Here is a 22,607-nt window from a genome sequence, read left to right as displayed (position 1 = left end):
AACAGGAATTTTTTTACCGCTCTGCACGCATCGGATTGTTTAAGAAATCTTCATATGCAAGACGGATTCCATCTTCCAGCTCGGTTTGGTAAGTCCAGCCCAGATTCTTCAATTTGGAAACATCCAGAAGTTTTCTGGGTGTGCCGTCGGGCTTTGTGGAATCCCACTTGATCTCGCCGGTGTAGCCGATCACCTTCGCGGTCAGCTCCGTCAGCTCCTTGATGGTCAGCTCTTTTCCGGTTCCGACATTAACGGTTTCATTTCCGGAATAATTGTTCATCAGAAATACGCAGGCATCCGCAAGATCATCCACATATAAGAACTCGCGCAGCGGCGTGCCGGTTCCCCAACAGGTTACCTCTGTCGCGCCGGAAACCTTCGCCTCATGGAAACGGCGGATCAGCGCCGGAAGCACATGGCTGTGGGTCGGATGATAGTTATCGTTCGGTCCGTAAAGATTGGTCGGCATTGCAGAAATATAATCCGTTCCGTACTGGCGGTTTAAGAACTCGCAGTATTTCAGACCGGAAATTTTTGCAAGCGCATAGGCTTCGTTCGTCTTTTCCAGCTCGGAAGTGAGCAGGCAGCTCTCCGGCATCGGCTGCGGAGCCATTCTCGGATAAATGCAGGAAGAGCCTAAAAACAGCAGCTTCTTGCACTGATTCTGCCATGCGGAATGTATGACATTCATTTCCAGCGTCATGTTGTCATACATAAAATCCGCCAGCGCTTCCTGGTTTGCGACGATGCCCCCGACCTTTGCTGCTGCCAGAAAAACATAATCCGGCTTCTCTGCTGCAAAAAAATCTTCCACATCCTGCTGTCTGCAAAGATTCAGTTCCTTATGAGTTCTTGTTACAATATTGTGATATCCGGCTTTTTCCAGTGCGCGCACGATTGCGGAGCCAACCATGCCGCGATGTCCTGCCACATAAATTTTGGCGTCTTTTTCCATCATGATGTTATCCTTCTTTCCTTATGTAACTGCCGTACATAACATATGCCATGCATGCACGCCTTTTTTTGCACCTATGCGTGCTTTTTCCCGAGGCTTACGCCTGCGTGCCTGCTTCTTTCACTGCCTTTTCGCGTTTTGCCAGCATTCTGTCATGCTCTGCCATAATGCGGACAAGCTCTGCATAGCTGGTCTTCTGCGGGTTCCAGCCAAGAACAGTCTTCGCCTTTGTCGGGTCGCCCCAGAGGTTGTCTACATCGGTCGGACGGAACCATGCAGGGTTGACGCAGACAAGCATCTTGCCGGTCGCCTTGTCATATCCCTTTTCGTTCAGACCTTCACCTTCCCAGCGCAGTTCAATACCGTTTGCTGCAAACGCTTTTTCGGTAAAGTCCCGGACGGTGTGCTGCTCACCGGTTGCAATAACAAAATCTTCGGGTGTATCGTGCTGTAAGATCATCCACATGCACTCTACATAGTCTTTTGCATAGCCCCAGTCACGCTTGGAATCCAGATTGCCCAGCTCCAAATGATCCTGCAGACCCTCTGCGATTCTGCCCGCTGCCAGCGTAATCTTACGGGTTACGAAATTTTCGCCGCGACGCTCAGACTCATGGTTAAACAGGATACCGTTTACTGCAAACATGTCGTAAGCTTCTCTATATTCCTTGGTGATCCAGAAGCCGTACTGCTTTGCAACTGCATAGGGGCTGTAGGGATGGAATGGTGTTGTCTCTCTCTGGGGAACCTCTTCTACCTTGCCGTACAGCTCGGAAGTGGAAGCCTGATAAACCTTCGTCTTTTTGGTCAGCCCGAGAATGCGGACTGCCTCCAGAATCCGCAGCACGCCGATCGCGTCCACGTCGCCGGAATACTCCGGTACGTCAAAAGAAACCTGTACATGGGACTGTGCAGCCAGGTTATAGATTTCATCCGGCTGTACAATGCTGATGATACGGATCAGGGAAGAGGAATCGGAAAGATCCCCGTCATGTAAGGTAATCGCATTCTTTGCGATCAGATGGTCAATTCTTGCTGTATTCGAAATGGAAGCGCGTCTGGTAATGCCGTGCACCTCATAGCCTTTTTCCAACAGAAACTCTGCCAGATAAGAGCCGTCCTGTCCGGTAATGCCTGTAATCAATGCTTTTTTCATAAAAATTTCATCCTTTCCTGATTTTATCGCTCTGATGTCATATCTTTCTCATAATAGTTGATATTCTACCTGATCTTTTTCGATTTTAGAAGAGCATATCTTGCACAGAACTAGCATTATATTGACTTTTTTGATATACTAAAAGCTGCTACTCTGATTAAAAAATCTACAGGAGAATTTTTTTATGGATACCGCTCTTTTTGAAGGAACTCTCGTGGAATCCGAACGGATTTTGTATACACCGTCCACCTTTGCCCGGACAAACCTCATCCATCTGCAGGAATGCGGCCGTTTAAAAGCACTGTCCCCCCACACCAGCCACCGGGAAAATCTCGCCTCCTACCTGTGTTTTATTGTCCTGGAAGGCTCCGGTACCCTCGAATACGACCAGAAGCACTACACACTCTCTGCCGGAGACTGTGTGTTTCTGGACTGTAAAAAAAGTTACCTCCACCGCTGCTCCAATCAGCTCTGGACACTTGAATGGGCGCACTTTTATGGTCCGAACATGACCGGAATCTATGAAAAATATACCGAGCGCGGCGGTCTTGCCTGCTTTCGCCCCCAAAGCCTTGCCCCGTATCAGAAAATTCTTGACAGCCTCTGTGAAACGGCGTCTTCCTCTGATTATGTCCGCGATATGAAGATTTTTGAGCAGCTCACTGCCCTGCTTTCTTTGTTGATGCAGGACAGCTGGCATCCCGGGAGCACCGCCAAACCGACCTCCCGCAAATATAATCTGCAGCAAATCAAAGATTACCTGGATTTCCATTATCCTGAAACAATTCGGCTCGACGATCTTGCGGAAACTTTTTATATCAACAAATTTTACCTGACCCGGATTTTCCGGGAACAGTTCGGCGTCTCCATCAACGCTTACCTTCTGTCCCTGCGCATTACTCACGCCAAACAGCTGCTGCGCTTTACAGATTTTTCGATCGAAAAAATCGGCATCCAGTGCGGCATGAAGGATGCCAACTATTTTTCCCGCATGTTTAAAAAGGTCGAAGGGATTTCACCCGGAGAATACCGCAGGCAATGGTAAAAAAGAATCCTGCGAAGCAGGATTCTCCGCCTGCGGCGGGTCGCGCAAGCGACATTCTTCCATTCCGCTGCAGTGCGATCCGCGCGGAGCGTTTTATCGTATAGGAACAAAGTTTCCTATACGATAAAAAAACAGGCAGGACCTCTTTTTCAAAATGTCCTGCCTGCTGTTTCTTCTGAGTGTTTCCTGCCCGCCTTAAATCGCCCGTGTCGCTTCTTTGAGCCATGCCGCCTCTTCTTCGTTCAAGTAAGGCGTCATCTTTTCGCGCACCTGTGCGTGATAACGGTTTAACCGCTCGATATCTTTTCTCTCCATCACAGAAACATCGATGGCATCCAGATCGATCGGTGCCCAGGTCAGCGTATCGAAATACATGAACTGCCCATCTCCGTTTTTCACGCCGTTTCTGGCAACCATCACATTTTCAATCCGGATGCCGTGGCTTCCTTCGATATAAACACCAGGCTCGTTTGTCACATCCATCCCTGCTTCGATCGGCACTTCCTTCTGATTGCCGGTGAAACGCCAGCGGATGCCCTGGGGTCCCTCATGGACATTCAAAATATAACCGACGCCGTGACCGGTTCCGCATTTATAGTCGATGTTCTGATCCCACATGGGCTGACGTGCCAGAATATCCAGGTTTCTGCCGGTGCAGCCGTACAAAAATTTCGCGTCTGTCAGCTGCAGCATGCCCTTTGCGACCGCTGTGTAATGCTCCTTGATCGTCTGGGAAACCGGCCCCAACACGATCGTTCTCGTCACATCCGTCGTACCGCCAAGATACTGACCACCGGAATCCACCAAAAGCATACCTTCCGGCGCAAGCGCTGCGCAGTTGTCCTCGGTCGCCTCATAATGCATCATCGCTGCATTTGTCCCATAAGCGCTGATCGTTGGAAAGGAAAGATCCAGATAACCGTCGATCTCACTGCGCAGATGATCCAGATACATCGCAGCGGAATACTCCGTCATCGGAATTTTACCAACATTTTTCTTGACCCAGTAAATAAACTTGCAGACCGCCACGCTGTCTTTTAAATAGACCTCTTGCATATTTGCCAGCTCGGTTTCATTTTTGACCGCCTTTAACAGCTCTGTCGGATTCGCTGCATCGACCACTTCTGCACGGTTTTCCAAAATCTTATAAAAAGCGTAGCTGACGTTGCCTTCATCGCACATCACGCTGCCTGTGATCGCACAGGACTCCATCCACTCTGCAGCCTCTTCATACGGATGCAGGGTAATGTGATACTTCGCCGCATGCGCTTTTAACACATCCGTCACTTCCCCATCCTGGAGAAAGAAATGGCACTCATCCTGTGTCAGATACGCATAGGACAATGCAACCGGATTGCATTCCACATCCGCGCCGCGGATATTCAACAGCCACATCAGATCGTCCAGCTTGCTCAAAAACAGACCGGACGCGCCGTGAGCTGCCATATCTTTACGAACTGCAGCCAGCTTTTCGGAAACATTCTGTCCAAACAGCGCCTCGTCCGGAACCAGAACCGGATGGCACGGAAGTGCCGGTCTGTCCGTCCAGACTTCATCTGCGAGATCTTTGCCATACACGATTTTAATCTGCTTGTCCGCCAGGTCTTTTTCCAGCTTCAGACCAAATCTCGTATCGACGACACGACCATCAAAGCCAAGTGTTTGACCGTTTTCCATCTTCTGCTGTAAAAATTCTTCCTTCGTCGGAACGTTGTCCTCCAGCATCCGGTATAAAGTAACTCCGGTTCCTGTAAGCTCCCGCTCCGCCTGGATAAAATATCTGCCATCCGTCCACAGACCAGCTTCGTCCATTCCGACGATCAGCGTTCCGTTTGATCCGGAAAAGTTGCATAAATATTCTCTTACCTTAAAATAAGCGTCCACATATTCCGAATTGTGAAAATCCGCTGTGGGAACCATGTACCAGTCTACGCCGTTTTTCTTCATGACCGCCCGCAGCGCTGCCAGACGATCCTGTATCTTCTGATTGACCATTTGTATTTCCTCCATGTGCCGGAGATTTTGGCACTACCAAAAATCTATCACAACAGCACATACCGCGCAAGAACTTGTCATAAGATTTTTTAAGGCTCTTTTCATTGATTTTAAACTCGATTACAGTTCACCCGCGCCATTCGCAAAACGCATCTTCGACGCTCTCCGCTGCTTCGCAGCTCATTTTTGCTCATAAAGCGGCGCTCCCTCCGTGCCTTTTTATAAGCAGATTTTCATGCGAGCATGAAATCTGCTTATAAAAAGGTACGAGTGAACTGTAATCATAATTGTAAACTTATTCTAAACTTTTTGTTTTTTTCTTGTTTCTGCTCCTGCACTCGTGCTATAATTTACCATAAAATCAGCAAATTCCGGTACAAAAGCACAATGGTATTCGACGAATTTCAGCTGTCATGTCTATTTTCAGACATATCCTCATTTCTATGTATGTTCCGGTCGTCCTTTGCACAGCAAGCATCCTTTTTTTCTTTTGCATCGGTACAGCCATATATTATTTTTAGAAAGGCGGTATTTCCATGGAACTTCAGGTTACGAATAATTTTTCCGATATTACATCCGAAATCCTTGCGCTTGCAAAAATGAGTGAGCAGGCAGGCTCCATTGCGCCTGAGCTCTACACACAGTACGACGTCAAACGCGGTCTGCGGGATTTAAACGGCAAAGGCGTCCTCGCAGGGCTCACCAATATTTCTGACGTGCGCGCCACCAAAATCGTAAACGGCGAAGCTGTTCCCGCACATGGGCAGCTGTTTTACCGCGGCTACAACGTGGAAGATCTCGTGCGCGGCTTTAGCAAAGACAACCGTTTCGGCTTCGATGAGGTAACTTATCTGCTGTTGTTTAACAAGCTTCCTAACAAGGAGGAGCTGGAATCCTTTTCCCGACTGCTCAATTCCTATCGAAGCCTGCCCACCAGCTTTGTCCGCGATATTATCATGAAAGCCCCCAGTAAGGATATGATGAATACCCTCGCCCGCAGCGTTCTGACCCTGTATTCCTACGACGACCGTGCAGACGATGTTTCCCTGCCAAACGTCCTGCGTCAGTGCCTGCAGCTCATCAGCCTCTGCCCGATGCTGTCCATCTACGGCTACCAGGCCTACAGCCACTATCATGACGGCAACAGCCTGTATATCCACCAGCCTTCCCAGACGCTCTCCATGGCGGAAAATATTTTACATATCCTGCGCCCTGACAGCAGTTACACCCCTTTGGAAGCAAAAATCCTCGATATCGCGCTGATCCTGCATATGGAGCATGGCGGTGGTAATAACTCATCCTTTACCACCAGAGTTGTCACCTCCTCCCTGTCCGATACCTATTCTGTTATCGCAGCAGCAATTGGCTCCTTAAAGGGTCCCCGCCACGGCGGCGCAAATATCAAGGTTGTCAAGATGTTCGAGGAAATGAAAGAAGAGGTACACGACTGGAAAGACGATGAAGAAATCAGCCGTTACCTCGCACGCCTGCTCAACAAGGACGCATTCGACCACGCCGGTCTGATCTACGGCGTCGGCCATGCGGTTTACTCCAAATCTGACCCGCGTGCTGTCATCTTCAAGGGCTTCGTAGAACGCCTTTCCGAAGAAAAGGGACTGCATGATGAATTCGAGCTTTATAACAGTGTAGAGCGTCTCGCCCCAGCCGTCATCGCCAAAGAACGTCAGATGTACAAGGGCGTCAGCGTCAACGTCGACTTCTATTCCGGCTTTGTATACAAGATGCTTGGACTGCCGATGGAGCTCTACACCCCAATCTTCGCCATCGCCCGTATGGTCGGCTGGAGCGCGCACCGCATGGAAGAGCTTGCCACCAACAGCAAGATCATCCGCCCTGCGTATAAGACGCTCTGCACCGATCAGCCTTATGTGGAGCTGTCGGAAAGGAAATAACTGCGCGCAGTGGATCCCATAACGTCAATGCAGTTTCAACCATCAAGATAAACGGGCTTTCCCCACTGTTGACAGCCCGCACGTTTTTACAATTGTGTAATCAAGGGGCGACAGCAAAGAATGCTGCCGCCCCCTTTGCCGGGCACACAAAAAACGGAGAACCATCAGGTTCTCCGTCATTTCTATCATCCATCTCTTTGTGATTTATGACATTGGAAAGCTCGCAGAGCGCGCATTCTATTGTTTTTCCAAAAACTCCATCACTGCCTGTTTCATGCCATCTTTTTCGCACTGGATGTTATGGAGCACCGGTGCGTTGCGGATTTTTGTGATCGCATCCGGAATCTTCACTCCACTGATCTTTTCCAATTCTTCCGTCAGGGCAAAATCATCCATATCTGCATATTTTTCATCCATAGCACTCAAAACGGTTCTGGTGAATTTATACGGACTTGCAGTAGATGCGATCACAGTTTTTGTCGTGTCGCCGGTTTCTTCTTTATATTTGTTGTAAACCGCTGCTGCAACCGCGGTATGCGGATCGAGTACATAGCCGGTATCTTCGTACAGGCTGCGGATCTGCGCCGCGCATTCCTCCTGCGTCGCATAATTTCCGTAAAAATCACCGAGCTTTTCTTTCATCTCTGCAGTGATTTCATATTTGCCATCACCTGCAAGCGCCGCCATCAGGGATGCGTTGCATGCAGCATCCTCTCCGGCAATCCGATAAATCAGCCGTTCCAGATTGCTCGAAATCAGAATATCCATTGACGGGGACGTTGTAAGGATAAAATCACGATTTCTGTCATAAGCACCTGTACGGAAGAAATCATATAATACTTTATTGTCATTGGACGCACAGATCAGCTTTTTGATCGGCAGTCCCATATTTTTTGCATAATAGGCAGCCAAAATATTGCCGAAGTTTCCGGTCGGAACAGTAACATTGATCTCCTCGCCTGCTTTGATACGTCCTTCTTTTACAAGCTGTGCATATGCATAAACATAATAAACGATCTGGGGAACCAGACGTCCGATGTTAATGGAGTTTGCAGAAGAGAACTGATAGCCTCTTTCTTCCATCCATGCTGCAAGCTCTTTATCTGCAAACAGCTTCTTGACGCCGGACTGGGCATCGTCGAAATTTCCGTGGATACCGATCACGCGGGTGTTTGCGCCGGTCTGGGTGACCATCTGTTGTTCCTGAATCGGGCTAACACCGTCCTTGGGATAAAAGACCATAATTCTCGTGCCGGGCACATCCGCAAAACCTGCCAGAGCCGCCTTTCCGGTATCTCCGGAGGTCGCCGTCAGAATTACGATTTCATTTTTGATCTGATTTTTCTTCGCCGCAGTCGTCATCAGGTACGGCAGAATCGAAAGTGCCATATCCTTAAACGCGATCGTCGGACCGTGGAACAGTTCCAGATACCACGCATTTTTCACTTCTGCCAACGGGGCGATCGCCTCCGTATCGAACTTACCGTCGTACGCCTTGTCGATGCAATAACGAAGCTCTTCCTCTGTAAAATCCGTCAGCAAAAGCTTCATCACTTCATATGCGGTCTGGCGATAATCCATCTGTGCAAACTCGTCCAGCGTTTTATCAAAAGAAGGCAACGCCTGGGGCACAAACAGACCACCGTCCGATGCAAGACCTTCCAGAATTGCTTTAGATGCCGACACGCTCTCTTCATTTCCTCTCGTACTTCTATACAAAACTTCCATGCTTCCTCCTGTTTCTGCTGCAGTTGCACAGCTTCGTTTCTTTTTTCTGTCCGTTTCGCTCAATTTTATCACAGGTTTTCTGACAGGACAATACCTTTTCCGATTTTTTGTCTTTATCCAAAGAACTCATGTCCGCCATGCGCAAACAATCTGACCAGATGTGTATCGAACCAGCGCATATTTTTTTCATTCGCCGCATTTCGCGCAGCAAAGTACAGCGCCCCTTTTGACAAATCCGTTCCATCCAGCGCTAACTCTACCGCCTGTTTCGTTTCCTCACTGATTGAAACAGTGTCGATCGTTCCGTTTTTTACCGGGGAAAACTGATAAACACCGTTGCTGTGCTGATACACCACATCTGTCACACAATCCGGGAACAGCTCGCTCTTTACCCGGTTTAAAACGACGTTTGCAACCAAAATCCTGCCGTTTAAATCCTCCGATCCGGCTTCCGCCTCCACGATTTTCAAAAGCACCTGATAATCCGAGCTGCTGATAGAAAGCTGCGTGCTGTCTGAAACAGCTGCTGCACTATCCTCCCGTTCCAGCATCCTCACCTGCAGCGTCGGCTCTGCCAGATCGTTTTCCTCCAGGGCCTGCCCATTTTCCTTTTTTTCATAATCCAAAAGTTCCTCCATGCAGACGACGCTGTCCATGCTGTCCAGATACCGTCCCATTTCTCCTACCGTTCCGGTCAGCCGGACGCAAAACCATGCAGATACAAACATCATGGACGCCCCGGTCAGCCATATACCATATTTTAATGTACTGTTTTTTTCCATTTCCATCCCCGTTCCCGGCTGTACGCCTTCTAAAAGTCTATACAGCCAGTCTGAAAAAAATCATTTTTTTCACAGACAAACTGCGACAGAAACTTCATTTTATGGTAGGATGGAGGAATACTGGGGCAAAATAGGAACGAATTACGCATATTTTTAGAATTGCATCCGTGCTAAAAGCAATCCAGTATTTTATCTATTACAGTTCACTCATGCCCTTCTGAGTTCGGATTCCGTGCTTGCACGAAAATCTGAACTCAGAAGGGCACGAAGGGAGCCCATTTTATGATCAAAAAGAGCTGCGAAGCAGCGGAAAGCATCAAAGATGCGCTTTTGCGAATGGCGCGGGTGAACTGTAACTTTTATCTTGACCTGAAAGGATTTCTATCTATGATTATATTTAAAAAACTATTCGCACCGATCACTCTCCTGCTGTGCTTCACCCTGTCATTATCCCTGACCGGCTGCAGCGCATCTTCTGCGCAGCCGTTTTCCAAAACCGGCTTCTATTTTGACACCGTGATTTCCCTGACATGCTATGGAAACGATGCCCAAACCGTCCTGAACGAGGCATTTGAACTCTGCGGGCACTATGAAAATCTGTTGAGCTACACCAAAGAAGGCAGTGATATCTGGAATATTAACCATGCGAATGGACAGCCTGTCACTGTCGATTCTGAAACTGCCTCTCTGCTGCAGACAGCGTTATACTGGTCTGAAAAAACAGACGGTCTGATCGATCCGACAATCACGCCGATTTCCCAGCTCTGGAACTTTTCCGGCGACCCTGCAGGTCCTGTCCCAAAGCAGTCCCAGATCAATGCCCTGCTCCCTCACGTCGATTACCACAATATCCGGATCGACGGCAATACGGTTACCCTCGCCGATCCGGATGCACAGCTTGACCTCGGATTTCTGGCAAAGGGTGCGATCGCAGACCGCCTGAAAGCATTTTTCCTCCAAAAAAATATCACAAGTGCCCTGATCAATCTTGGCGGAAACGTCCTGGCCGTCGGGCAAAAACCGGATGGCACAGCATTTCGTACCGGCATCAAAAAGCCGTTTTCTGAAACAAACGAGCTGGTCGATATCGTCGCGTTAAAAGACCAGTCCCTCGTCTCTTCCGGAAATTATGAGCGTTGCTTTCGGGAAAACGGAGTCCTGTATCATCATATTCTAGACCCTCGCACCGGTTATCCAGCCGACACAGGTTTGAGCAGCGTCACGATCCTCTCCGATTCCTCCACGGACGGAGACGCCCTCAGCACGTCCTGCTTCTTACTTGGATACGAAAAAGGCAGGGAGCTGATTGACTCCCTGCCAGATATTGAAGCACTATTCCTTTTAAGCGACGGCACAATTTACCGCACGGAAGGATTCCCGCAATCGTAACCGCTAAAAAAGAATGTGCCTTGGCACATTCTCGCGCCGAGGCGCGGTTGCTTCGGCAACCATCTACCCCTGCGCCGAGTGCGCATCCTCGCAGAGCGTTTTTGTTCCAAACGCTCTGCGGCGAAACCTTCTCCGCAGGCGCAAACAATCAGTGCTTCACAATCACTTTCTTTGGACATTTCTCTGCGCAGATTCCGCAGCCCTTACAGGTTTCAGGATCAATCTTTGCGAGGAAGTCCGTCACTTTCGCTGCGCCAACCGGGCAGTTTCTTTGACAGAGTGTACAGCCGATACAACCTGCGCTGCACTCCTTCATCGTCACAGGACCTTTTGCCTTGGAGCTGCATGCCACCAGATACTTTGCATCGTAAGGAACCAGCGAAATCAGGTGCTTCGGACATGCTGCGACACATTTTCCACATGCCTTGCAGGCTTCCTTATCGACAACTGCTACGCCGTCTACGACATGGATTGCGTCGAAGGGACATGCCTTTACGCAGTTACCGAAACCGGTACAACCATAATCACAGGATTTCGGACCGCCGTTCGGGACAAAGGAAAGCATCGCACAGTCAGCGATTCCATGATACTCATAATCTGTCTTCGCCTTATCGCAGGTTCCCTGACAGGCTACAAATGCAACCTTTTTCGTCTCTTTTCCCGCTTCTACGCCCATGATCTTTGCGATCTCTTTTCCAACCGGCTCACCGCCCACCGGACAGGCATTGACCGGCGCTTCCCCTTTGGCAATTGCTGCCGCCAGATTTGCACAGCCCGCATAACCGCAGCCGCCGCAGTTATTTCCCGGAAGGGCTGACAAAACAGCCTCTTCCCGTTCATCTACTTCTACTTTAAATTTGATTCCGGCAATGCCCAGAAACAGGCCGATAAACAGACCAACCGCTCCTACCACTGCCATTGCAATCAGGATACCGCTTACCATTCTCCGCCTCCTATAACAGTCCGGAAAATCCGCAGAAAGCGATTGCCATCAGTCCTGCTGTGACAAGAACCATCGGCATTCCCTTAAAGGATTCCGGATAATCGTTGTATTCCAGTTTCTCACGGATGCCCGCAAGAATGACAATGGAAATCGTGAAACCAAGCGCCGTCGCAAAGCCATTCACCATGCCGGTAAAGATGCCGTACTCCTTCTGCACGTTGGTCAGCGCAACACCGAGCACCGCGCAGTTGGTCGTAATCAGCGGCAGATAAACGCCGAGCGCCTCATACAGCGATTTCATATATTTTTTGAGGAACATTTCTACGAACTGCACCAGCGCCGCAATGACGAGGATAAATACGATCGTCTGCAGATACTGGATGTTCAAAGGCGTCAGAATAAATTTGTAAATTGCTCCCGCCACACCGGAAGAAAGCGTAATGACAAAAATAACGGCGGTTCCCATTCCCGCTGCAGTTTCTACTTTTTTGGATACGCCCAGAAACGGACACAGTCCCAGAAACTGGCTCAATACTACGTTGCTGACCAGCGCAGAGCTGATCAGGATCAACAATAACTGCTGGATCTGTTCCATCATGTTCAGCCTTCCTCCTTCTTTGTCTGAGCAGCCGGATCCGAAGCGCCGTAAAAGCTGTGACCGCAGCAGCCGGAAACGCCACAGTTCAAACAGTCATCCGAGCAGCCGGACTGGATTTTGCTCATATCTTTTCCTTTTTTCTCACCGTTTATCTTGATCTTGTTCTGGGCAGCAGTCAGAAATGCCAGCACAAAGAATGCGCCGGGCGCCATAACGAAGATCGAAAACGGAACATAGGATTGGGGCATCACGCGAAAGCCGAACAACTCTCCTGCGCCAAGGATTTCACGAACTGCACCAATACAGGTCAGCGCAACGGAAAATCCAAGTCCCATACCGATACCATCGAACAAAGAAGGGAGTACCGGATTTCTGGACGCATAGGATTCCGCTCTGCCCAGAATGATACAGTTTACGACAATCAGCGGAATATAAATACCCAACGAATCATACAGGGACGGAATAAAGCCCTGCAGCAGAAGCTGCATCATCGTAACCAGAGACGCAGCAATGACGATGAACGCAGGAATTCTCACCTTATCGGGAATAATCTTGCGCAGTGCGGAAATGATCAGGTTACACAGTGCAAGGACTACCATCGTAGTCAGACCCATGCCCAGACCGTTGACTGCACTGGTCGTAACCGCCAGGGTCGGACACATACCCAGCGTCAAAACAAACGTCGGGTTTTCTTTAACAATACCGTTATAAAGCCGCTCTGCAGGCGTATTTTTCTTACTCATTTGCTGCTCCTTCCCCTGCACCTTGCTGCAGCATGGTCTGGAAATAGTACACACCAGCGTTGACTCCATTGGTCACAGCATTGGTTGTGATCGTAGCGCCGGAAATGGCATCAATTTCATTGTCTGCTGTCGAACCGGTTTTAGTGTATACATACGGATAGGCATTTTTATCTGCAAACTGGGGAACCAGAACGTCTCCCGCCTGCATGCCAAGACCTGCTGTTTCGGAAATAGACAGCAGAGAAATCCCGTTTAATGTGCCGTCATTGCGCACGCCAACGGTAAACTGGATATCTCCGCCGTAGCCCTCATGGGTTGTCACCGTCAGCACATAACCAAGTACTGTTCCGGACGCATCCTTTGCCTCCTGACAGGCATTGACACTGGCTGCGCTGTAGCCGCCCTCATTGAGCACAGTCTGTGCAGCTTCTTCTGTAAAATCTGTCACAGCTTCAAAGCTTTCCGCATCAGAAAAGACCTCACGGCACGCATTTTCCTGTGCCAGCGCCTCCTGACGTGCGATTGGCTCTTTTGTTATCTGATAAACACAACCCAGCAGCAATCCGGCTACCAGGGTGATTGCGAACAGAATGCCCGCATCTTTCAGCATGCTCTTCATGACCGCTCTCCTCCTTTTCCGAATGCTTTCGGCATCGTATAACGCTCAATCAACGGAACCAGAAGGTTGCCCAGAATAATCGCATAGGATACGCCCTCTGCGCTCGCGCCGAAAATACGGAAGATCGCGGTCAGAAAACCGAGAATCACACCGTAAATGTATTGTCCTTTTTTGGTGACAGGACGGGTTACATAGTCCGTCGCCATAAAGAATGCACCGAGCATCAGACCACCGCCTGCCAGCTGTGCGGACAGATATGCCGGACTAATTGCAATTCCGCTAAGGGCTGCAAACAGCAGGACAAAAATGGCAAAGGAAGCGATATAGCTACCCGGTACGCGCAGGTCGATTACACCTGCAACGATCAGAACACAGGCGCCCAAAACGATCGCAATCACGGAAGTCTCACCGATCGTACCAGCCGTGCGTCCCAGAATCATGTTTAGAACGTTAACGCTTTCTCCTGCTTTCAGACTTGCCAGAGGCGTCGCACCGGTATAGGCGTCGCAGTTAAAATTCGTCATCAGGGAGGTAAAGGAAATCAGCAGAAAGCATCTGCCTGCCAGTGCCGGGTTCATGAAGTTCTGTCCCAGTCCACCGAACAGCATCTTTACCACCAGGATTGCAAACACGCCGCCGACAACCGGAATCCAGAAAGGAACGGATACAGGCAGGTTTAATGCCAGTAACAATCCGGTTACGACTGCTGAGAAATCGCCGATCGTGATGGGTTTTTTCATCAGTTTTTCATAGATATATTCGGTCAGAACACAGGTTGCGATACTGATCAGGATCAGAACCAGTGCCCGGAAGCCAAAATTGTAAATGCCAAAAAATGCGGGCAGAAGCAGTGCAATAACTACTGTCAGCATAATCCGGGAAGTGGTATCCTTCGCCCGGATATGGGGGTTGGAGGATACATTGCGTAAATCGCTCATTTCTTCGCCTCCTGCTGTTTTTTCTTTTTTTCAGCCAGAACCATCTTTCTCGCGGACTTGATCGCCTGTGTCAGAGGACGCTTTGCCGGGCAGACATAGCTGCAGCATCCGCATTCGCAGCATTCCAGACCGTTACAGGCTTCAAATCTTTCGAGATCATGACGTTCTGCATAGTCTGCAAGGAGCTTGGGCACAACTCTGCCGGGACAGACTTCTACACAGCGTCCGCAGTTGATACACGCCGACGGCTGTGACTTTGCAACATCATCATGAGTCAGGCACAGCAGTGCGGAGGATGTCTTGGTTGTCGGCACGTTTAAATCAAAAATGCCAAAGCCCATCATCGGACCACCGGAAATAATCTTAGCAGGTTCCTGTACAAAACCACCCGCTTCCTCGATCAGCTCGTTGTAATTGGTACCAATCCGGACAATAAAGTTCTGAGGATTTGCAACTGCATCTCCCGTTACCGTTACGATACGGTGCATCAGCGGTTTCCCTTCGCGCACAGCCTGATTGATCGCAACAACCGTATCAACATTGTCTACGATACACCCCGCATCTGCAGGAAGCATGGAGGAATTGATCGCACGTCCTGTCACCGCATAAATCAGATGGCGCTCCGAGCCCTGCGGGTATTTTGTATGTAAGGCAGCCACGGAAATATCCGTTTCATCCTTTGTCAGCTTCTTTAACAGTGCGATTGCATCCGGTTTATTATCTTCCACTGCCAGCGTTCCCTTTGCGTTCGGGAACAGCTTTAACATTACCTTCAGACCGGCAATCAGCTTTTCCGGCTCCTCCATCATTCTTCTGTAGTCAGAGGTCAGGTACGGTTCGCATTCCGCACAGTTTACGATGACATCTGTAATGCTGTCCGGATTTTTCGGACTCAGTTTTACATGTGTCGGGAAACCTGCGCCGCCCATGCCGACGATGCCGGCTTCTTTGACTCTTCCGATAATTTCCTCCCGGCTTAACGTCTCCAGGTCTGCAGGAACAAACTCTGCTTCTTCATATAAATGGTCGTCCTCAATCACAATGCTCATTACATTGTCACCGGTTACGACGCGGTGTGGCTCGATCGCCTTAACTGTACCGGAAACCGTCGCATAAATCGGTGCCGATACAAAACCCTGGGCTTCCGCAATCTTCTGTCCTGTCAGTACATGGTCTCCCTTTGCCACGACAGGCACTGCAGGCGCACCGATATGCTGGGACAGCGGATATACCAGGTCGCCCTTTGGCAGAACTGCCTTCATGGGCTTATCCTTCGACAGATCCTTCCCATCATAGGGATGAATGCCGCCCATAAATGTCAACTTAGCCATTCGCCAATCATCCTTCCTTTTCTTTTTTGTTTCTGAACATGTACATTGTATACATACATTCCATCTTGTATCATACTATTTTTTTAGCCAAAATACTACAGGAAATTTCAAAAATATGCTATCATACGGTTATGAAAACTTTAAAAACCCCTATTTTATCCGATACAACGAAAGAGCTGGCTTCTTTTTTTGAAGCCCCTCAGGACATTTTATTTTTCGATATCGAAACCACCGGATTTTCCGCGCGCAGCGCCTGCGTCTATCTGATCGGCTGCGCTTATCTGACCACAAACGGCTGGGAAACCCGGCAGTTTTTTGCGGAGACGCCCGATGATGAAGCGGATGTTTTGCAGCAGTTTTTCTCCTTTGCCGCCTCCTTTCCGGTCATGGTACATTTTAACGGAACAACCTTCGATGTTCCGTTTCTGCAGACCCGCGCGAAAAAATTCGGGCTTTCTTTTGTCCCGGCGTCCGTCCAGCACGACATCTACAAAAAAATAAGCCCTTATAAAAACCTCCTGCATCTGCCGGGATGTCGCCAGAAGCAGCTGGAGGAGTTTATCGACATCCATCGGGAAGACCATTTTAACGGCGGCGAGCTGATCGAGCTGTATCATTCCTACGCCATACAGCCTACAAAAGAGCTTCTCGACATCCTGCTTTTACACAACCGTGAAGACCTCGAGGGAATGATCACTCTTTACCGCGTGATGGCAATCCCGCTATTTTTCGAAGAACAGGGCTTTTCTCCGGTCACCCTTTCTCTCGAGCATACCGAGGACGCTTTTGGAAAAGCGCGGACCAATGCAGTCTTTACCCTGCAGACAGATATCCCTCTTCCGGTTTCTTTGTCCCTGCACGGCTCCGGCACTGTTTTAAAAAACTGCTTCCTCGCAGGCAGGGAACGGACTGTGCTGCTGCGCCTGCCGGTCTATGATGGCGTTTTAAAGCATTTTTATCCAGACTATAAAAACTATTCCTACCTACCTGCAGAAGATACCGCAATTCACAAATCCGTCGCCGTTTACGTCGATAAATCGCAGCGCATGCCCGCGACAGCCGCAACCTGTTATACAAAAAAAGAAGGACAATTTCTTCCCTGCTTCTCTGTGCCGGACGAGCTGCCGTTATTTCGGGAAAACCATAAAGACCGCCAGTGTTTCCTGCTCGCCGACGACTTGTTAAATTCTGACGCATCTGTCCAGAAAGAGTATCTGTCCGGGCTGCTGCGCGCACTGGTGAAAACAAAGAAATAGGTTGGTAAGAAATCCAATCAACAATAGAATGCACGCTCTGCGTGCATTCTATTGTTATGAATCAGAAAAAAGAATGTGCCTTGGCACATTCTTGCGCCGAGTGCGCATCCTCGCGGAGCGTTTTTATCGTATGGAAACGAAGTTTCCTATACGATAAAAAACGGGATGTACGCAACTTACGCACATCCCGTTCTATTTCTTACCGTTTCAATTATTCAGCGTCCTGATCTGCGATTACCTTGTCGATATCAACAGATACTACATCGCCGTCTTCCTGCTCTTCCTTCTTCTCAGGAGCATGCAGCGCTTTGATGCTCAGGCTGATCTTCTTGTCCGCTTCGTTGAAGTCAACTACCTTTGCGGTAATCTCTTCGCCTACCTGCAGAACATCAGAGGGCTTCTCAATATGCTCTTTTGCGATCTGGGAAACATGAAGCAGAGCATCAATGCCGGATTCCAGCTCAACGAATGCGCCGAAATCAGTCATTCTTGCAACCTTACCGGTTACAACATTGCCGATTGCGTACTTGGTTGCTGCATCTTTCCAAGGGTTCTGATCTTCGAATTTCAGGCTCAGAGCAATCTTGCTGCCGTTGATCTCTTTGATCAGGACCTTCAGTTTTTCGCCAACCTTGAAGACTTTCTTAGGATGCTCAATACGTCCCCAGGACATCTCGGAGATATGAAGCAGACCATCTGCGCCGCCCAGATCTACGAATGCACCGAAATCGGTAACGTTCTTTACAACGCCTTCTACAACATCACCTTCATGGATTCTTGCGAACAATGCAGCCTGCTGTTCTGCCTTCTTGGCAACAATCAGCTGCTTGCGATCGCCGATATATCTTCTTCTCTTAGGATTGTACTCGCTGATAACGAATTCGATCTCCTGATCTGCATACTTCGTCAGGTCTTTCTCATAGGTATCGGAAACAAGACTTGCGGGGATGAAGATACGAACTTCATCTACAACAACAATCAGACCGCCATCCAGTACCTGTGTTACTTTTGCTTTCAGAACTTCATGGTTGTTGAAGGCTTCTTCGATTCTCTTGTTGCCTCTGTCAGCAGCAAGTCTCTTGTAGGTCAGCAGAACCTGTCCCTCACCGTCATTGACTTTCAGTACCTTAACTTCCATCGTGTCACCAGGTTTTACGACAGTTGTCAAATCCAGATTGGAGTCATTAGAATATTCGTTTCTGGTCAGAATGCCGTCAGATTTGCATCCGATGTTCAGTACGGCTTCTTCAGGCTTCACATCAATGACTGTACCTTCAACTACCTCTCCTGCATGTATTGTTTTCAGTGATGCATCAAGCATCTGTTCAAAAGTTAATTCGGACATAATTTTGAACCTCCTCGATAATTTTGTTCGGGGTAGATGCCCCGGCTGTAATACCCACTAGTCGGACAGATTTAGGTAGATCTAAATGCAAGTCATCCAGTGTCTGTATAAAATAGGTATCTGCACACTCCCGACTGCATATCTCGTACAGTTTCCTGGTATTGGAACTGTGCCTGCCACCTATTATTATCATTGCATCAACTTTGGCAGCGATTTCTTTTGCCTCGGTCTGTCTTTCCTCGGTTGCGTTACAGATCGTATTCACAACACTAATATCATAACCTTTTTTTTCGAAAATTTCAACAAGTTCTTGAAATTTATTGTAGTTAAATGTCGTCTGCGACACAATACAAACCGGCTGATCGGGATTACAGTGGATCTGTTCGATTTCTTCGGCGCACTCCGCCACCATCGCAGGGGTACTTGACCACCCCATAATCCCCTCTACTTCCGGGTGTCCTGCGTTGCCGATAATCAAAATCTGTTTTCCGTTTGCGCTCTCTTTTTCGACGATATTATGAATTCGCTTGACAAACGGGCAGGTCGCATCCACGCATTCCAGCCCCTGCTGCTCGATCTGGTCGTAAATTTCCTTTGCTACGCCGTGGGAGCGGATCACGATCACGCCCTCTTTGATCTGTCTGAGCTCTTCTTTTGTCTCAATTACAGAAACGCCTTTTTTTTCAAGATCGCCGACCACCTCTTCATTGTGGATGATCGGGCCATAAGTATATATTTTTGCGCTGGTCTGCGCCAGCTCGTACACCCGGTCTACCGCACGCTTTACGCCAAAGCAAAATCCTGCGCTTTTTGCAAGCAAAACTTCCATCTTTTCCTCATTTCTGCGCACGCTTTTTTGCGCATGTCGAGTTTGTGTCAAGTGTACGCAGACACAAATCCCGCGATTCAAAAATTTTATTTTTCAATCTCTTCCTCGCTCCTGATTCTCAGCAGCCTTTTTCCGCGCAGATTTCCAGAATCCGGTCAACAACCTCTTCAATTGAAAGATCGGAGGTATCCAGAAGCACTGCGTCGTCCGCCTGCTTTAACGGCGCGATCGCCCGCGTCATATCCTGCATATCCCGTTTTTTGACGGTATTTAAAATCTCTTCATAATCGCAGTCCATGCCCTTTGCACGGTATTCGTCATAACGGCGCTTTGCGCGCACATCCGCCGATGCGGTCAGATAAATTTTGACTGTCGCCTGCGGAAGAACGCAGGTTCCAATATCTCTGCCGTCCATAATCACATTCTGCGTCACCGCCAGATCGCGCTGCAGATCGATCAGCCAGCTTCTCACCTGCGGCACAGCCGCGCTCTTGGATGCCATCTGTCCGACTTCTTCGGTACGGATTTTACTGTTTACATTTTCTCCGTTTAAAAATACCTGCTGTTCGCCCGCCTCGTATGCGACCCGGATGTTCGCCTCCTGACATTTTTTTGCGATCCGGTCGGTTTCTTCCCCTTTTACGCCGTTTTCCAGCAAAAAATATGCCATCGCGCGGTAAATTGCGCCCGTGTCCACATAGCAGCAGCCTTTCTTTGCCGCCACCTTTTTGGCGATTGTACTTTTCCCTGCTCCTGCAGGTCCGTCAATTGCAATGCTGTATCCCATTTTATTCTCCTTTATTGCTGCCTGCCGCGCTCGTCCCGGCAAGGTAGCCGGTCGACCACGCGACCTGTAAATTAAATCCGCCGGTCAGTGCATCCACATCCAGCACCTCGCCTGCAAAATACAGTCCCGGCAGGCGTTTGGATTCCATCGTGGACGGGTTGACATCCTTTACATAGACACCGCCGCGCGTGATAATCGCTTCAGCAAACTCCCCGGTTTTCTCCACTGTCATCGGCAGCTTCCGGATCAGCGCCGCAAATTTCTGCCGTTCCTGTTTCGTGATTTCATGCACTTTTTTTTCCGGTTCGATTCCGGATAATTCCAGCATGACCGGAATCAGTCGCGCCGGGAACAGCCCGTCTATCGCATTCCCGAAATTTTTATTTTTCTGACTGTCAAATTCCCGCAAAAGCCGTTTATCCAGCTGCTCTGCAGTCAGTGCAGGCTTTAAATTCAGTTCTATCCGACATTCCGGACGCGAAAGTTTTTTCTTTTCGTTCTTTTTCGTCCATTTTGCAAGCTGCGCGCTGTAGTAGCTGCTCGCGGACAACACCAACGGTCCGCTCACGCCAAAGTGCGTAAACAGCATTTCCCCGAAGCCCTGATAGATTTCCTTTCCATCGAAGTAAAGCGCCAGGTTGACGTTTTTTAATGCAAGTCCCTGCAGCTTTGCGCACCAGGTATCTTCCGTCACAAACGGCACCAATGACGGCGTGCATGCCACAACCTTATGTCCGGTTGCTTCCGCCCACCGATAGCCATCTCCGGTCGAACCGGTAGACGGATAGGACAGACCGCCCGTCGCTACAATCACGCTGTCTGCCTGTATCCTTTTCCCATCGGAAAGCTCCAGACCGACTGCTTGCCCGTCCTCTTCCAGAACCCGCTTCACGCTGCTGTGCAGATGAACCTTCACGCCCTCTTTCTGCAGCAGGCGCTCCAACGCGCGGATCACGTCCGAAGAATGGTCGGATACCGGGAACACGCGGTTGCCGCGTTCCGTTTTCAACGGACACCCCGCCTGCTCCAAAAGCTGCATCACCGCCTGATTATCAAACGTTTCAAACGCGCTGTATAAAAACTTCGGATTCGTTACAACCTGATCGAAAAAGACGTCCCTGCTGCAGTCATTTGTCACATTGCAGCGCCCTTTTCCGGTAATATAGATTTTCTTGCCCAGTTTTTCATTTTTTTCATAAAGCGTCACCTGAGCGCCGGATTTTGCCGCCGCATAAGCCGCCATCATTCCGGCTGCCCCGCCGCCGATTACCGCGATATTTTTTTTCAATCTTCCGTCTCCTTCGGATTTAAAAAGGATTCTGTCAGAACCGAATCCTCATTGATAAAATTGATCTCATCATTCATATAAACCTGATAATTATTCCAGGCATTTTCCAGCTGCTCCAGATTTTTACGAACCTGCTCCGGACTTTTCATACAGAGCGCCACAACGAGCGCATTGATGACAGAAAGCGGCGCAACGAGCGAATCCACAATCGAAACCATGTCACTTCTGGCAAGCAGGTTGCAGGAAGAATATAAATTCATCGGAGAATGGACGCTGTCCGTGATCGTAATGACCTTGGCGCTCCTGTCATTTGCAAATTCCATCGCCTTTAACGTCCGCATGGAGTAGCGCGGAAAGCTGATTCCGATGATACAGTCCTCTTCGTCGATCCGCAGCATCTGTTCGAAAATTTCGCTTGTGCTCGTGGATTTGATCTGAATGACGTTATCCCGGATCATCCCCAGATAAAAGCTTAAAAAACCGGCTAACGGCTCACAGCTGCGGATTCCGAGAATATAAACCCGTTTTGCGGAAAGGATCAGATCCACCGCCGTTTCAAATGCTGCCGGATCGAGATGATCGATCGTATGCCGCAGCTTTTCGATATCGCTGTTTAAAACAGAGGTCAGAATTTCAGACTGGGTACTGCCCGCATATTTTGCGCCAACGCCATCCACGGTATTTAACTTTCCCTTGACCCATGCCGCGATCGCCTGCTGCATCTGCGGATAGCCTTCATATCCCAGTCCGGCTGCAAACCGGACTACGGTCGATTCGCTGATTCCAAGCTCTGCGCCGAGTTTCGCCGCCGTCATAAAAGCCGCCTGATCGTAGTGCTCCATAATATAAGTCGCAATCGCCTTATGACCTTTACTCATCGCCGCATATTTCTCGTTAATCCGGGAAATAATATCGTGTCTGTTCTCCATCTTTTCGTTTCCTTCTCGCCCCTCTGGTTTTTGTTTCT

At 49.1% G+C, this 22,607-nt stretch carries 20 protein-coding genes; 4 read left to right on the top strand and 16 right to left on the bottom strand.

Annotated elements, in window-relative coordinates; all coding sequences use genetic code 11:
* Positions 1–13: 13 nt before the first annotated feature.
* The gene (locus tag ACLTOQ_RS13145; protein WP_334301787.1) at positions 14–955 is read right to left on the bottom strand and encodes a GDP-L-fucose synthase; all 942 of its coding nucleotides are present in this window, start codon (positions 953–955) and stop codon (positions 14–16) included.
* Positions 956–1,052: 97 nt separating this feature from the next.
* Positions 1,053–2,111, bottom strand: coding sequence for a GDP-mannose 4,6-dehydratase (gene gmd / locus ACLTOQ_RS13140; protein ID WP_262584614.1), 1,059 nt, complete (start codon positions 2,109–2,111; stop codon positions 1,053–1,055).
* A 184-nt stretch (positions 2,112–2,295) separates the two neighbouring features.
* Between gmd and ACLTOQ_RS13135 the strand changes: the two genes are divergently transcribed.
* On the top strand, positions 2,296–3,156 hold the full coding sequence (locus tag ACLTOQ_RS13135; RefSeq protein WP_412319614.1) for an AraC family transcriptional regulator: 861 nt from the start codon (positions 2,296–2,298) through the stop codon (positions 3,154–3,156).
* Between the two features lie 195 nt (positions 3,157–3,351).
* On the opposite strand, the gene ACLTOQ_RS13130 is transcribed toward ACLTOQ_RS13135, so the two are convergent.
* Positions 3,352–5,151 carry an aminopeptidase P family protein gene (locus tag ACLTOQ_RS13130; RefSeq protein WP_021915949.1) on the bottom strand — a complete coding sequence of 600 codons (1,800 nt, stop codon included), beginning with the start codon at positions 5,149–5,151 and terminating at the stop codon, positions 3,352–3,354.
* Positions 5,152–5,687: 536 nt separating this feature from the next.
* Here ACLTOQ_RS13130 and ACLTOQ_RS13125 point away from each other — a divergent pair.
* Positions 5,688–7,064 (top strand): citrate/2-methylcitrate synthase, encoded by a 1,377-nt coding sequence (locus ACLTOQ_RS13125; protein ID WP_021915948.1) that lies wholly within the window; start codon positions 5,688–5,690, stop codon positions 7,062–7,064.
* Between the two features lie 237 nt (positions 7,065–7,301).
* Here ACLTOQ_RS13125 and thrC read toward each other — a convergent pair whose 3' ends face one another.
* Both thrC and ACLTOQ_RS13115 read right to left on the bottom strand, forming a co-directional pair.
* On the bottom strand, positions 7,302–8,792 hold the full coding sequence (thrC, locus tag ACLTOQ_RS13120) for a threonine synthase (RefSeq protein WP_412319613.1): 1,491 nt from the start codon (positions 8,790–8,792) through the stop codon (positions 7,302–7,304).
* A gap of 113 nt (positions 8,793–8,905) precedes the next feature.
* Positions 8,906–9,574 (bottom strand): cell wall hydrolase, encoded by a 669-nt coding sequence (locus tag ACLTOQ_RS13115; protein ID WP_412319612.1) that lies wholly within the window; start codon positions 9,572–9,574, stop codon positions 8,906–8,908.
* A gap of 282 nt (positions 9,575–9,856) precedes the next feature.
* On the opposite strand from ACLTOQ_RS13115, the gene ACLTOQ_RS13110 reads away from it, so the two are divergent.
* The gene (locus tag ACLTOQ_RS13110) at positions 9,857–10,963 is read left to right on the top strand and encodes an FAD:protein FMN transferase (protein ID WP_412319610.1); all 1,107 of its coding nucleotides are present in this window, start codon (positions 9,857–9,859) and stop codon (positions 10,961–10,963) included.
* A gap of 148 nt (positions 10,964–11,111) precedes the next feature.
* Here ACLTOQ_RS13110 and ACLTOQ_RS13105 read toward each other — a convergent pair whose 3' ends face one another.
* The 6 genes from ACLTOQ_RS13105 to rsxC are packed head-to-tail and all read right to left on the bottom strand — an operon-like array spanning position 11,112 to position 16,135.
* Complete coding sequence (locus ACLTOQ_RS13105) at positions 11,112–11,906, bottom strand: RnfABCDGE type electron transport complex subunit B (RefSeq protein WP_021914528.1); 795 nt, start codon at positions 11,904–11,906, stop codon at positions 11,112–11,114.
* A 10-nt stretch (positions 11,907–11,916) separates the two neighbouring features.
* Positions 11,917–12,492 carry an electron transport complex protein RnfA gene (locus ACLTOQ_RS13100; RefSeq protein ID WP_117959888.1) on the bottom strand — a complete coding sequence of 192 codons (576 nt, stop codon included), beginning with the start codon at positions 12,490–12,492 and terminating at the stop codon, positions 11,917–11,919.
* Positions 12,493–12,506: 14 nt separating this feature from the next.
* On the bottom strand, positions 12,507–13,247 hold the full coding sequence (locus ACLTOQ_RS13095; protein WP_337560827.1) for an electron transport complex subunit E: 741 nt from the start codon (positions 13,245–13,247) through the stop codon (positions 12,507–12,509).
* On the bottom strand, positions 13,240–13,866 hold the full coding sequence (locus tag ACLTOQ_RS13090; RefSeq protein ID WP_021914531.1) for an RnfABCDGE type electron transport complex subunit G: 627 nt from the start codon (positions 13,864–13,866) through the stop codon (positions 13,240–13,242). Before ACLTOQ_RS13090 ends, ACLTOQ_RS13095 begins: the two co-directional genes overlap by 8 nt.
* Positions 13,863–14,804, bottom strand: a complete 942-nt coding sequence (locus ACLTOQ_RS13085; RefSeq protein WP_412319609.1) for an RnfABCDGE type electron transport complex subunit D — start codon at positions 14,802–14,804, stop codon at positions 13,863–13,865. Before ACLTOQ_RS13085 ends, ACLTOQ_RS13090 begins: the two co-directional genes overlap by 4 nt.
* Entirely contained in the window at positions 14,801–16,135 is a 1,335-nt protein-coding gene (gene rsxC / locus ACLTOQ_RS13080; RefSeq protein ID WP_412319608.1) for an electron transport complex subunit RsxC, read from the bottom strand. Before rsxC ends, ACLTOQ_RS13085 begins: the two co-directional genes overlap by 4 nt.
* A gap of 131 nt (positions 16,136–16,266) precedes the next feature.
* On the opposite strand from rsxC, the gene ACLTOQ_RS13075 reads away from it, so the two are divergent.
* Positions 16,267–17,391, top strand: a complete 1,125-nt coding sequence (locus ACLTOQ_RS13075; protein WP_412319607.1) for a ribonuclease H-like domain-containing protein — start codon at positions 16,267–16,269, stop codon at positions 17,389–17,391.
* A gap of 211 nt (positions 17,392–17,602) precedes the next feature.
* Here ACLTOQ_RS13075 and rpsA read toward each other — a convergent pair whose 3' ends face one another.
* The 5 genes from rpsA to ACLTOQ_RS13050 all read right to left on the bottom strand — a co-directional run bounded on the left by rpsA (position 17,603) and on the right by ACLTOQ_RS13050 (position 22,569).
* Positions 17,603–18,736: a 30S ribosomal protein S1 gene (gene rpsA, locus ACLTOQ_RS13070; RefSeq protein WP_021914535.1), complete on the bottom strand. Its 1,134-nt coding sequence runs from the start codon at positions 18,734–18,736 to the stop codon at positions 17,603–17,605.
* Positions 18,717–19,565 (bottom strand): 4-hydroxy-3-methylbut-2-enyl diphosphate reductase, encoded by an 849-nt coding sequence (gene ispH / locus ACLTOQ_RS13065; RefSeq protein ID WP_117959845.1) that lies wholly within the window; start codon positions 19,563–19,565, stop codon positions 18,717–18,719. Before ispH ends, rpsA begins: the two co-directional genes overlap by 20 nt.
* Before the next feature lie 118 nt (positions 19,566–19,683).
* Positions 19,684–20,352 carry a (d)CMP kinase gene (cmk, locus tag ACLTOQ_RS13060; protein WP_412287595.1) on the bottom strand — a complete coding sequence of 223 codons (669 nt, stop codon included), beginning with the start codon at positions 20,350–20,352 and terminating at the stop codon, positions 19,684–19,686.
* Between the two features lies 1 nt (position 20,353).
* Positions 20,354–21,640 carry an NAD(P)/FAD-dependent oxidoreductase gene (locus ACLTOQ_RS13055; RefSeq protein ID WP_337427431.1) on the bottom strand — a complete coding sequence of 429 codons (1,287 nt, stop codon included), beginning with the start codon at positions 21,638–21,640 and terminating at the stop codon, positions 20,354–20,356.
* Positions 21,637–22,569, bottom strand: coding sequence for a MurR/RpiR family transcriptional regulator (locus ACLTOQ_RS13050; protein ID WP_117959848.1), 933 nt, complete (start codon positions 22,567–22,569; stop codon positions 21,637–21,639). Before ACLTOQ_RS13050 ends, ACLTOQ_RS13055 begins: the two co-directional genes overlap by 4 nt.
* Between the last annotated feature and the right edge of the window lie 38 nt (positions 22,570–22,607).

This window comes from Gallintestinimicrobium sp., assembly GCF_046968865.1.
Lineage (GTDB): Bacteria > Bacillota > Clostridia > Lachnospirales > Lachnospiraceae > Gallintestinimicrobium > Gallintestinimicrobium propionicum.
Note: the sequence above shows the minus strand (reverse complement) of the source record. Positions and strands in the feature narration are given on the sequence as shown.